A 12,489-nucleotide genomic window follows, 5' to 3' on the forward strand; every position below is an offset into this window, starting at 1 on the left:
TTAATCGTTGCCTATTTATCGGTAGTTTAGGGAGGTAATATGACCAAGTCTGAGTTAATCGAGAGACTTGCAGGCCTACAATCTCATCTTTCGGCTAAGACGGTTGAAGAAGCTGTAAAAGAAATGCTTGATCATATGGCTGATACTTTAGCTGATGGTGAGCGTATCGAAGTCCGCGGATTCGGCAGTTTTTCTCTACACTACCGTGCGCCGCGTACGGGTCGTAACCCGAAGACTGGTGATAAAGTAGATCTGGAAGGTAAATACGTTCCACACTTTAAGCCAGGTAAAGAGTTACGTGACCGTGTAAATATTTATACGGAATAATAACTCCTGTCGAAATGGCACGATGTTAGTTAACTTTCTCAAAAACGGTGCTTAGGTGCCGTTTTTTTATTATCAATTATTATGACGTTTAGTGTATTTTCTGCTCTCCAATCTTTTATTTCTCATCTTGAATTGATTGATTTACTCTATTTATTTTATCTCTCTAGTACTTACCTTTCTTGCTCCTTCTTTACTACTGTATTCTGCTTTAGTGGTAATTTCTCTATTTAATTACCTGTATTACTTAGTTGCTTTGTTTTTTACGAGTTTCTTCGCAAAATTTATTGTATGTAACAAGAGATCTTTTTCTTTTTATAAAGCATCGCTAAAAAATGACCTAAAAGTCTTTCTTTAACTAAATGGTAATATCATGATATTTAAAGAATGATTGAAGGTAAGGATGCTGGAAATGATTTTATTAAATCGGATGATAAATTTTTTTGAGTTAAGGGTGGTATCAATAAAACGGAAGTGCTTTCATTCAGCTTATTTTCAAAAACTCTATTTCACAAAGTTAACTTTAGACAATATTGCTTTAGCAATGATATTAGGTTGCTTACCGTTATTAGTTCAACATACACTTTTTAGCCAAACTATTTATTCTATTATTATTCTTGTTGCACTATTTCTATTATTTGTTCCTTTTTGCTCATTCCGATTTTTAGCGATATCTCTATTTTTCTGGGTTTATTCAAATATGGTTGCGTCATCGCTAATGACAAGAACGGAACAGTTTGCTGATAACATAGCAACACTTGAAACCAACGTTATGGAGTATCGTCAATTAACAGATGATAACGTTATTATCAAAATACCTATTACGAAAAAAACGCTCTTTTCATCCTCTGTTTATGCTAACGTGTATTGGCGAAATCCACCTAAAAATATAGCAGTAGGGCAATATTGGAAGTTTAAAATTCAATTCAGAGCTGTACATAGCTATTTAAATGAAGGTGGGTTTGATAGCCAAAAATATGCCGTTTCTATGAAAGAAACGTTAGCGGGTAAAGTGATGATCGCTAAGTTTATCCGAGATGATATATCACTGCGTACTCAACTTATTCAGACTATCTCCGCTTATTGGCAAGCAGCAAAAAATAAAGGTGAAATTATTGCTTTAGTTTTAGGTGATAAACGATATATCGAACCTGAGAAAAAAGATCTTTATATGAAAACAGGAGTTGCACATTTAATTGTGATATCAGGTTTACATATAGGTTTAGCTGCCTTTGCTGGTTGGGTTATTGCAAGAGGTATTCAATTTCTTTTTCCTATAAGGTGGATTAATCCACAGTTTCCATTAGTTATCGCTTGGCTATGTGGTGTTTTCTATGCTGCGTTATCAGGTTGGGGAATACCCGCTACAAGAGCTGTTATTGGATTAACCGTTTGGGTGATTTTGCATTGGGGGAGTCGATTATTTTTACCTTGGCAATGGGCGCTTTGGAGTGCTTCACTCATTCTTATTGTGGAACCTCTTTCTATACTTTCAGCCAGTTTCTGGCTTTCATTTTCTGCTGCATTCGCCATCATTTTTTGGTATTGGATGTACCCATTAAAAGCTAAATATAATTATCAAAAGCGGTGGTTTATTTTAAGATTGATACATTTACAATTTGGTTTATTAATTATTTTATTACCATTTCAATTATATTTATTTAATGGTGCTAATTTTTTTAGTTTCATCGTTAATTTATGGGCAGTTCCTATTATTTCTTTTATTACCGTACCGTTAATAATGATTGGATTATTGACATTTTTTCTCTCATTTTTACAACCGATAATTTGGCATTGGGTTGATCTTTCTATTAATTTTGCTTTTTGGTGTGCGCCATTATTTTTACCATTTTGGCAAGATAGCGGTGCTATCCCTTTATTATTAGGTTTTTGGGGAATAGGTATTATTTTAATCCTCAAAATGTCATGGTGGCATCATCATTTTATTTGTATTGTGGCTATTGCGACTATTTTATATTGTGAATTCGCAGCTTCTTCACGCTATCAATGGCGAATGTCTATGCTAGATGTTGGACATGGTTTGGTGGTTATTATTGAAAAAGAAGGAGAGGCGATTATTTATGACACCGGAATACGTTGGAGAAATGGTGGTTCAATTGCAAAAAGTGTCATTATTCCTTATCTAAAAAGCCATCGGCTTAAACCAGTTGCACTGATAATTAGTCATGATCATCTTGATCATACTGGTGGTATGAAGGATTTAATAAAAGCTTATCCTAACTTAAGTATTCGCAGTAGCTTTGACGCTCCTTCGCATTTACCTTGCTTAAGCAATAAATCATGGCAGTGGAAAGATCTTCAATTTGATGCATTATGGCCACCGAATAAATCACTCTCCCCGAAGAATAATCAATCCTGTGTGATTAATATCAGCGATGGTAAACACAATATTCTTTTGACGGGAGATATAGAAAAAGAAGCTGAAGCCTCATTAGTAAGAGTAAAAAAAGAACAACTGAAGGCAGATGTTTTACAAGTCCCTCATCATGGTAGTCAAACATCATCCACATTGATGTTTATTCAAGCAGTATCACCTAAATTTGCGCTTGTTTCTGCTGCTCGTTATAGCCCTTGGCGTTTACCTTCTGATAAAGTGCATCATCGTTATAAAAAAGAAGCTATTAACTGGCTAACAACCTCTATTAGTGGGCAAGTTTCTATCGAGTTTAATCAAGATAATATTGATGTATTTACCTATAGACGAGATATTTTACCTCGTTGGTATCATCAGTGGTTTGGTGTTTTGACGTTTCCCGAGTAGAATGTCCGGCTAATTATTAAAAGTTTGGTAATATATATGAATGATATAGATCTATCAACGTGGCAAACATTCCGCCGCCTATGGCCAATGATCCGACTTTTCAAAGCGGGTTTAATCACTGCTGCAATTGCACTAATTATCAATGCGGGTGTGGATGCATTTATGATTTCTTTATTAAAACCGCTTCTTGATGAAGGTTTTGGTAAAGCCAGCAATGACGTATTAAAATGGATGCCATTTGCCGTTATTGGACTGATAGTTCTGCGTGGTATATCTAACTTTATTTCAAGTTACTGTCTTTCTTGGGTATCAGGAAAAGTAGTAATGAATATGCGTCGCCGACTGTTTTCTCATATTATGGGTATGCCGGTGAGCTTTTTCGATCAGCAATCAACAGGGACTTTACTCTCTCGTATCACATATGATTCAGAACAAGTTGCCTCTTCATCATCAGGTGCATTAATTACTGTTGTCCGTGAAGGTGCTTATATTATCGGGCTATTCTGTTTGATGTTTTACTATAGCTGGCAATTATCTCTGATCCTCATTGTTATCGCGCCTATTGTTGCTGTTGTTATCCGTTTAGTATCGACTCGTTTTAGAACGATCAGTAAACGAATTCAAAATAGTATGGGGCAAGTGACCACTAGTGCAGAACAAATGCTAAAAGGGCATAAAGAAGTTCTGATTTTTAATGGTCAAGAAGTTGAAAATAAACGCTTTAATCATGTGAGTAATCATATTCGCCGTCAAGGTATGCGTATGGTTGTTGCGTCATCAATTTCAGATCCTATTATTCAATTGATTGCTTCTTTCGCATTAGCGTTTGTTCTGTATGCAGCAAGCTTCCCTGAAATTATGGATACATTAACAGCGGGTACAATAACGGTTGTTTTCTCCTCAATGGTTGCATTAATGCGCCCATTGAAATCACTGACTAATGTGAATGCTCAATTTCAGCGTGGTATGGCTGCTTGTCAGACACTATTTGCTATCCTCGATATGGAGCAAGAAAAAGACACTGGTAAGCTTGAACTGAAAAAACCAACAGGTGATATTGAGTTTCGTAATGTCACTTTCCAATATGTCACAAAAGATACGCCAGCACTGAAAAACATGTCATTTACTATTCCAGCAGGGAAAACTGTTGCATTAGTTGGACGTTCAGGTTCAGGTAAATCTACTATCGCTAACTTGATCACACGTTTTTATGACATTAATGAAGGTGAGATATTGATTAATGGTCATGATATTCGTGAATACACATTGAAATCTTTGCGTAACCAAGTCGCACTAGTTTCTCAAAATGTTCACCTTTTTAATGAAACTGTGGCAAACAATATCGTCTATGCCTGTGAAGAACAGTATACCCGTGAAGATATTGAAAAAGCGGCGAAAATGGCTCATGCGATGGATTTTATCCAAAAAATGGATAAAGGCTTAGATACTGAAATTGGTGAAAATGGTGTGTTACTTTCAGGTGGACAACGTCAGCGTATTGCAATTGCAAGAGCGTTACTGCGAGATTCACCAATTCTTATTCTTGATGAGGCAACATCAGCACTGGATACAGAATCAGAGCGTGCTATCCAGTCAGCACTTGATGAACTACAGAAGAATAGAACTTCTTTAGTGATTGCTCACCGTTTATCAACTATTGAAAAAGCGGATGAAATATTAGTTATTGAAGACGGTGAAATTATTGAACGTGGCGCACACCTTGATTTGATTGAGAAAAAAGGTATTTATGCTCAACTTCACAGGATGCAATTTGGCAAATGATTGAACGGATTTGGTCTGGTAAATCTTGGTTTTATATCCTATTGCTTCCATTCTCATGGTTGTATGGCGCGATCACACTGTTAAGGCGCTTTGCATATCAGAAAGGGTGGTTAGCATCATGGAAAGCTCCAGTTCCTGTTGTGATTGTTGGCAATTTAACCGCAGGTGGAAATGGCAAAACACCCGTTGTGATATGGCTTGTTGAGCAATTAATACAGCAGGGATTTAAACCAGGTGTTGTGTCTCGTGGTTACGGCGGGAAATCAGACCATTATCCATTACTTTTGACATCCGAGACACCACCTTCCATGGCAGGTGATGAGCCTGTGTTGATTCATCATCGAACAGGCGCTCCCGTTGCGGTTGCACCTAACCGACGAGATGCCGTAAAAGCATTATTAGCTCAATATGAGCTTGATGTGATCATCACTGATGATGGTTTACAGCATTATGCATTACAGCGTAATTATGAAATTGTTGTTATTGATGGCCAACGTCGGTTTGGCAATGGTTGGTGGTTACCAGCAGGGCCTATGCGGGAGCGTGCAGGGCGCTTAAATTCAGTAGATGCAATTATCGTTAATGGTGGAGTAAGCCAAGGTGACGAAATAGGCATGGTGCTAGAGGGTGATATTGCTGTTAATCTTAAAACGGGTGAAAAGAAACCCGTTCAGCAAATTAAAAAGGCTGTTGCTATCGCTGGAATTGGTCATCCACCTCGATTTTTTAACTCTTTACATGCAAAAGGGATTGAGTTAATCACAACAAAAGCATTTAGTGATCATAGTGATTATAGCGCTCAAGAATTACAGGGCTTAACACCTGATTTAGAACCTCTTATTATGACAGAAAAGGATGCCGTTAAATGCCAGCATTTTGCGCAAGATAATTGGTGGTATTTGCCCGTTAGCGCTAAATTAAATAGTCAATCAGTGCTAAAACAAGTCAGCAATTTAATTTACGGCTCGAAAAAAACTTGTATCTGATCTGAAACAATGATATTTATAGTGGAAATCAGGATAGCGTTACATAAAAGATTACCTACCTACAGTCGCATATCGCTTTTGTCGTAGTTCAATTTAACTCGCCAATACCCTATCTACTCAAAAGCCTTGTGTGGAGAGTTTGTGGATCTTGAATGTAGGGTTAATATTTTGTGCAGTGAATAGCGTCGGTTTGTACGCACAACGAATGATAAAAAATATTTTGACTGTTGACTAATTATCTCTATGCCCGGTTATCTTTTTTATCAGTGCGCAATAAATATCAACATGTCATCTTTTTGTCATGTTGATACTGTAAATATTTATTGAGCTTTATGATGCTTATTAAGCTTAGCTATCACGATTTTGAACATTTATATTGAATAATAAAATGCACTACTTAAATTAATGTGTTCAGAATTTAATTGGGGTTTTATATAAGAAGACTTAATAAAAAGTAGGATGCATTTGTATAGGAAAATAAAGCTATACAAAGAACAAAAGGAGTTTATCTATCATGACATTACAATTAAGAATGGGTCGCGTAAAATGGTTTGACAATAACAAAGGTTATGGTCTTATTGTTGCAAGAGATATTGAACAAGAAGTTTATGTCAATAAAAAAGCGATTGCCAATACAAAAAATAAAGCATTAACAGAAGGTCAAGACGTTGAGTTTTCTGTTATCAGAACAGCAGCAGGTTTAGAAGCGGCTGATGTTATCGGATTTTAAATAAGGTTCATCCTTGTTAAAAATGTAGATAAAACGATAGTTTAACATTGAGATTAAATTATCGTTTATGCCTATTTTTAGGTAGGTAAGCAGAAATAGTTTACCACCAAGCTGAATAAGTAATATAAAAGAGTCATTTCGTTAATTAGAATGCAATAAAGATAATAAAAAGGTTAAATTATTATCAATAAAAGCCGAATGTAATTCTTTATTAATGATGTTGTAGACTCAACGATAAAAAGCCACATTAATGTGGCTTTTTTGTTGCTTATAGTAAAAGAGAAAATAATAAATTTATTAATAACTAAAATAATTTTCGAATTATCACTAAACGAGAGGTTTTGAGTATTAACGCTGATCCTTCCTTATGATATCCTTTTACCATATAAAATGATTAACCCTTGAGAGGGAAAAAATGGATCACCGCTTACTTGAAATTATTGCTTGCCCAGTTTGCCACGGCAAACTTATCTTTGATAAAGAAAATTCAGAGCTTATCTGCAAAATCGATCATTTAGCTTATCCTGTTCGTGACAATATCCCCGTTCTTCTGGAGAATGAAGCAAGAGAATTATCACTAGAAGAGGAAAAGTAACCTCATGTTTACAGTCATTATCCCTGGTCGATATGCATCGACCCGTTTACCGGGTAAGCCCCTTGCGGATATTCATGGCAAGCCTATGATTGTTCGTGTGATGGAACAGGCTATGCGCTCTGGTGCAAACCGCGTCATTGTTGCAACCGATAATTTAGAGGTTGTTGCAGCAGTTGAAAAAGCGGGCGGGGAAGCATGTATGACTCGCGAAGATCACCATTCAGGTACAGAACGTTTAGCAGAAGTCATTGAAAAATATCAATTTGCAGATGATGAAATAATCGTTAACGTACAAGGTGATGAGCCTCTTATTCCACCCGCTATTATTGCCCAAGTAGCCGAAAATTTGGCAAATTGTGGTGCTGGAATGGCAACATTAGCAGTGCCTATTGTTGACTCAAAAGAAGCTTTTAACCCTAACGCAGTGAAAGTTGTGATGGATGCAAAAGGTTTCGCACTTTATTTTTCTCGTGCAACCATTCCTTGGGAAAGAGACCGTTTTAATTTATCGCATGATGAAATTGGTGAGCATTATCTACGCCATATTGGTATTTATGCTTATCGTGCAGGCTTTATTCGTCGATATATTACTTGGGAACCAAGCCCATTAGAATCTATTGAAATGTTAGAGCAACTGCGTGTGCTGTGGTATGGTGAAAAAATCCATGTTGCAAAAGCATTAGAAGTTCCTGGTGTGGGTGTAGATACACAAGATGATCTTGTTGCAGCAAGAGCGGCATATCGAGCGCTTAACCAAGAATTTTAGTCTTTTAGCGACAACAAATAATATCAACGGCACTTAATTTTATTTAAGTGCCGTTTTTATTTTCTTCTTTAAGATGATTTAACTACTTAATATTATTGAGTTAATTATTGCTAACATATTGATTATTCTTATTTTAACAAAAAGAATTTTTTATCAGAGCTGTAAAATCTTAATTTGTGCAATGGGTTAAAAAGGTTGAACAGAAAAATTAATATATTCAAGAATAACGGAAAAATATCACAACTTTTCGGTATGTTTATTGGAAGTAACATTATATTTGTTCTGCCCATGCTATTGAATACTTAATCTAATAACGACTCATATTATTTGATTACTGCTATATTTTTTAATAATAAAAAACACTTAATTGTGCTGTTGATTATAGGGAATAATAATAAATATTAACTATAATAAATAATTATAGAAGCTTAGGTATCAATTATTAAAGGAGTTTGAAGAGATGATCCGTTGTATTCGTTTATGGACTGGAGAAGATGGTAATTCATTATTTGAAGAAGGAGTTATCGAATTTAAAGATAGTTCACAGGGTGATAGGGAAAGTTTGCCTATTCCCGTTTCAGAATTATCTTTTAGAGAAACAACCTCTGGTGGTTCTTATGACTGGCATCAAGATCCCGTTCCTCGCTATGTTATTACATTATCTGGCACATTAGAATTTGAAACAAAAGATGGTTCAACCTTCATTATTAAACCGGGTGATGTGTTATTAGCACAAGATAACAGTGGTACTGGTCATAAATGGCGTCTTTTAGATAATGAACCTTGGCGTCGTGCTTATGTTGTTTATAAGGAAGATGCAGGATTATGTTTTAAACCTAATAAAACAACCAATTAATCGAGATCATTATGAGTAAACCTATCAGTGAGCAGGTCGATGTTGCATTAATTGGCGCTGGTATCATGAGTGCAACGCTCGGTACATTACTTAAAGAGCTTGAGCCAAGTTTAAAAGTCTCTATGTTCGAAAGGCTAAATGATTGTGGCCAAGAGAGCTCTAATTCATGGAATAATGCAGGAACAGGTCATGCGGCTAACTGTGAGCTAAATTATACGCCATCTAATCCTGATGGAACGGTTAATATTAGCAAAGCATTAGAGGTCAATACAGAATTCGATTTATCTCGTCAATTATGGTCTTATTTAGTCACAAAAGGCAAAATTGCTGATCCTCGAGACTTTATTCATGCTTGCCCACATATGAGTTTTGTTTGGGGTGCCGATAACGTTAAATTTCTTCATCAACGTTATCGCCAAATGTCTGCTAATCACTGTTATGAAAATATGGAATACAGTGAAGATAAAAAACAAATTGAAGATTGGGCTCCATTAATAATGGAAGGACGAGAACCTAATCAACAAATTGCAGTGACTCGCGTTGCGACAGGTACTGATGTAGATTATGGTGCATTAACTCATCTATTAGTTAAGCAACTTTCCCAACAAGACAATTTTGAGCTGCATTATAAACATGATGTTATTGATGTAAAACGAAATAATTCCGGTGGTTGGGATCTCGAAATCAGAGATCTTACTACTCATAATAAATTTATTATTTCAGCTAAATATGTATTCGTTGGTGCAGGTGGACGCGCTATCGATTTATTACAAAAATCAGGTATTCCAGAAGGTAAAGGTTACGGTGGATTCCCGGTTAGTGGTATTTGGTTACGCTGTGATGAAGATAAGATAAGTACTCGTCACCACGCTAAAGTTTATGGGAAAGCTGATGTAGGCTCACCACCGATGTCTGTTCCACACCTTGATACTCGTATTATTGCCGGTAAACGTTCTCTACTCTTCGGCCCTTATGCTGGGTTTTCAAGTAAGTTTCTAAAACACGGCTCTTATTTAGATTTATTTGAGTCAATTCGACTAAATAATATTGAGCCGATGCTTGATGTAGCAAAAGATAACTGGTCATTGACTGAATATTTAATTGGTCAAGTATTACAAACTTCTGCACATCAATTTGAAATGCTTAAACAATTCTATCCTCAGGCGCAACATGAAGATTGGCAGGAAGCTGTCGCTGGACAACGTGTTCAGATTATCAAACCAGAAGCTAAGTATCATGGTGTCTTAGAATTTGGTACTGAGCTAATTAGCAGTGAAGATAAATCATTGTCGGTGTTATTGGGGGCGTCACCAGGGGCTTCTACGGCGGCATTTATTGCTATCAATATCATTGAATCTTGCTTTAAAGATCAGCTAGAAAGCGACGGCTGGGAAGAACGTCTTAAAACGATTATTCCAAGTTATGGTATTGATCTCAAAATAGATGCAGATGCTTGCCGTGATATTCGGGCATCAACGGCTAAAATATTAAAATTAGATACACCTTAGTTATCGTGCCTATAAAAATTAATCACATTTAGTTTAAAATCAAGAGAATATTTAGCCATAGAAAAGCACCCCAAAGTTGGTGTCCAACTTTTGGGGTGCAGTTCAAGCGTTTCTTGGTCTGCTTAAAACTCGTTTAATTTGAATGAAAATTGACCATTAAAGGTTAGCACGCGCTAGTCATCTGCATTTACTTTATCTGATAGTGAATGATTATTCTCTGGGTTTTCTATAGGTTGTCCAGCCGGTTTTATTGATTGCCACATCGATCCTAAAAACTCATACCATGCACGTTCACTGTGTTGAAAATAAGTGGCAGAGGGAAAATATTTCTCCCACGGATGTAATGGTGAAGTGATAGCCAATTGGTTAGCTGGGGCAACGATAGGGTGCATGCCTCGTGCTAAAAAGAAACGTTCAGCGCGCGCTAAATGGTTGGCAGACGTTACAAGTAAAAAGGGTTTCTTACCAATTAATTTATCAACTTCATAGGCTTCTTCTTCAGTATCTTTCGGTATTGATAATGCGATAGTTTTCTCTGCCGGGACACCTAAAGATTGTGCCACCTGAGCCGCTACCTCTGCACTACTTATCGGATTAACACCTGCGCCACCTGTAAAAATCAGTGTCGAATTAGGATTGCGATAATAAAGTCTTACACCTTCAGCAACACGAAACAGACTATTGTTAATAAGGTTAGAACTTGGCGCCCATTCTGGGTTATAAGTAAATCCACCACCTAAAACAACAATGTAGTTCACATCTTGTTGCGAATTTTCTCGTAATTCATAACGAGCTTGATACTCTTTTTCACTTGGCATTAATAGTGTATCGGCAACAGGTTGTATGCCTAGAATGGTTAACAGAACAAGCACAACAGTGAGTAGGCTTTTCCCCGTTTTCTGCCAACGTGTAAACCAAAGTAGTGCTAATGCAAAAAAGGCGATTAATAAGAGCAAAGGCAAGGGCATCAGAAAGCCTGCAACATATTTTTTGAGCAAAAATAGCATAAATCATCCTAGATTGAGTGAAATACATGCAATTGATAGCGAAAGCTTAGTGAAAACTAGGGGAATTCCAAGACGTTGTGTCAAAATAGCTAACACAACAACGTTTCACTAAATTTTTATCAATAGAAATAAAGAACCGTTTAATTATTTATAAAACGATAAACGTTTGACCGTTAATTTTTTCATTAAGAAGCGTTATATTTATACTGCGCTTTGCGAATAGTCTGATTCATGACTTATTTCTTTAGAGAAAACAGTCAGTATCATAGAACACTGGTAAAATTACCGTCTTTATTTATGTACAGTGTCTCATATTTTTGAATTTATCAGAACGCAAAGAGCGCAAGTAGTAAGTTGTTATCATGAGGCGTTTTAATGTCAGATCGTAATTTTGACGATATTGCAGATAAATTCTCCCGCAATATCTATGGCACAACAAAGGGTAAAATACGTCAAGCGGTGATTTGGGAAGATTTACAACAATTATTGACCCTTTTACCTAACCAGAGTTTGCGTATTTTAGATGCAGGTGGAGGAGAAGGTTATTTCTCTCGCCAGCTTGCTAAATTAGGACACCAAATTATCTTATGTGATTTATCACAAGAGATGCTTAATCGCGCACAAGAGGCTGCGATTGAAGAGGGTGTTATCGAGAACATGACGTTTATTTGTTGTGCAGCTCAAGAGATTAAAGAGCATATAGATGAAGGGGTTGACTTAATTCTATTTCATGCAGTATTGGAATGGATCACGGATCAGAAAGACGCCGTAAATGTTCTTACCGATATGTTGCTACCTAATGGTATCTTATCGCTGATGTTTTACAATGCGAATGGTATTGTCATGAGAAATGCGATTTTAGGAAATTTTCATCTGGCAAATCCTGAGATCCCACGTAGAAGAAAAAAATCGCTATCACCTCAAAACCCATTGCAACCAGAAGATGTTTATCAATGGTTAGGTGAGTTTTCGATGACTATATTAGGAAAAACAGGTGTCCGTGTTTTCCATGATTATTTGCAAAGTCGCCAGTTACAAAATAAAGATTTTCCATCGTTGCTTGCATTAGAGCAACGATATTGTCGGCAAGAGCCCTATATCAGTCTGGGGCGTTACATTCATGTCATGGCACAAAAGCGTGTAAATTAAGGAT

At 36.5% G+C, this 12,489-nt stretch carries 11 protein-coding genes; 10 read left to right on the plus strand and 1 reads right to left on the minus strand.

Features of this window, described 5'->3' with window-relative positions; all coding sequences use genetic code 11:
• The first annotated feature begins 39 nt into the window (after positions 1–39).
• From ihfB to mqo, 9 genes are all read left to right on the plus strand, one after another.
• Positions 40–327, plus strand: coding sequence for an integration host factor subunit beta (gene ihfB / locus BTA34_RS04820; RefSeq protein WP_006537420.1), 288 nt, complete (start codon positions 40–42; stop codon positions 325–327).
• A 541-nt stretch (positions 328–868) separates the two neighbouring features.
• Complete coding sequence (locus BTA34_RS04825) at positions 869–3,106, plus strand: DNA internalization-related competence protein ComEC/Rec2 (RefSeq protein WP_265576229.1); 2,238 nt, start codon at positions 869–871, stop codon at positions 3,104–3,106.
• Positions 3,107–3,142: 36 nt separating this feature from the next.
• On the plus strand, positions 3,143–4,888 hold the full coding sequence (msbA, locus tag BTA34_RS04830) for a lipid A ABC transporter ATP-binding protein/permease MsbA (RefSeq protein ID WP_151434705.1): 1,746 nt from the start codon (positions 3,143–3,145) through the stop codon (positions 4,886–4,888).
• The gene (gene lpxK, locus BTA34_RS04835) at positions 4,885–5,874 is read left to right on the plus strand and encodes a tetraacyldisaccharide 4'-kinase (RefSeq protein ID WP_151434706.1); all 990 of its coding nucleotides are present in this window, start codon (positions 4,885–4,887) and stop codon (positions 5,872–5,874) included. The genes msbA and lpxK overlap by 4 nt, the downstream gene beginning before the upstream one ends.
• Positions 5,875–6,388: 514 nt before the next feature.
• Positions 6,389–6,604, plus strand: a complete 216-nt coding sequence (locus BTA34_RS04840; protein WP_023581324.1) for a cold-shock protein — start codon at positions 6,389–6,391, stop codon at positions 6,602–6,604.
• 415 nt (positions 6,605–7,019) lie between these two features.
• Entirely contained in the window at positions 7,020–7,199 is a 180-nt protein-coding gene (locus BTA34_RS04845) for a Trm112 family protein (protein WP_004244593.1), read from the plus strand.
• 4 nt (positions 7,200–7,203) lie between these two features.
• Positions 7,204–7,965 (plus strand): 3-deoxy-manno-octulosonate cytidylyltransferase, encoded by a 762-nt coding sequence (gene kdsB / locus BTA34_RS04850; RefSeq protein ID WP_109373527.1) that lies wholly within the window; start codon positions 7,204–7,206, stop codon positions 7,963–7,965.
• A 460-nt stretch (positions 7,966–8,425) separates the two neighbouring features.
• The gene (locus tag BTA34_RS04855) at positions 8,426–8,821 is read left to right on the plus strand and encodes a hypothetical protein (RefSeq protein WP_151434707.1); all 396 of its coding nucleotides are present in this window, start codon (positions 8,426–8,428) and stop codon (positions 8,819–8,821) included.
• Positions 8,822–8,832: 11 nt separating this feature from the next.
• Positions 8,833–10,329, plus strand: a complete 1,497-nt coding sequence (gene mqo, locus BTA34_RS04860; RefSeq protein WP_151434708.1) for a malate dehydrogenase (quinone) — start codon at positions 8,833–8,835, stop codon at positions 10,327–10,329.
• 173 nt (positions 10,330–10,502) lie between these two features.
• Here the strand turns inward: mqo and elyC are convergent, their stop codons facing one another.
• Positions 10,503–11,336, minus strand: a complete 834-nt coding sequence (gene elyC / locus BTA34_RS04865; RefSeq protein ID WP_151434709.1) for an envelope biogenesis factor ElyC — start codon at positions 11,334–11,336, stop codon at positions 10,503–10,505.
• A 375-nt stretch (positions 11,337–11,711) separates the two neighbouring features.
• Here elyC and cmoM point away from each other — a divergent pair, with 375 nt between their 5' ends.
• Entirely contained in the window at positions 11,712–12,485 is a 774-nt protein-coding gene (gene cmoM, locus BTA34_RS04870) for a tRNA uridine 5-oxyacetic acid(34) methyltransferase CmoM (protein ID WP_151434710.1), read from the plus strand.
• Positions 12,486–12,489: the final 4 nt, after the last annotated feature.

The sequence above is a fragment of the Proteus sp. CD3 genome, assembly GCF_008808075.1.
GTDB lineage: Bacteria > Pseudomonadota > Gammaproteobacteria > Enterobacterales > Enterobacteriaceae > Proteus > Proteus appendicitidis.

Coding starts and splice junctions, on each gene's coding strand:
- BTA34_RS04845 (WP_004244593.1), top strand. CDS start 7,020: ATGGATCACCGCTTACTTGAAATTATTGCTTGCCCAGTTTGCCACGGC.
- mqo (WP_151434708.1), top strand. CDS start 8,833: ATGAGTAAACCTATCAGTGAGCAGGTCGATGTTGCATTAATTGGCGCT.
- kdsB (WP_109373527.1), top strand. CDS start 7,204: ATGTTTACAGTCATTATCCCTGGTCGATATGCATCGACCCGTTTACCG.
- lpxK (WP_151434706.1), top strand. CDS start 4,885: ATGATTGAACGGATTTGGTCTGGTAAATCTTGGTTTTATATCCTATTG.
- BTA34_RS04840 (WP_023581324.1), top strand. CDS start 6,389: ATGACATTACAATTAAGAATGGGTCGCGTAAAATGGTTTGACAATAAC.
- ihfB (WP_006537420.1), top strand. CDS start 40: ATGACCAAGTCTGAGTTAATCGAGAGACTTGCAGGCCTACAATCTCAT.
- msbA (WP_151434705.1), top strand. CDS start 3,143: ATGAATGATATAGATCTATCAACGTGGCAAACATTCCGCCGCCTATGG.
- BTA34_RS04855 (WP_151434707.1), top strand. CDS start 8,426: ATGATCCGTTGTATTCGTTTATGGACTGGAGAAGATGGTAATTCATTA.
- elyC (WP_151434709.1), bottom strand. CDS start 11,336: ATGCTATTTTTGCTCAAAAAATATGTTGCAGGCTTTCTGATGCCCTTG.
- cmoM (WP_151434710.1), top strand. CDS start 11,712: ATGTCAGATCGTAATTTTGACGATATTGCAGATAAATTCTCCCGCAAT.
- BTA34_RS04825 (WP_265576229.1), top strand. CDS start 869: ATGATATTAGGTTGCTTACCGTTATTAGTTCAACATACACTTTTTAGC.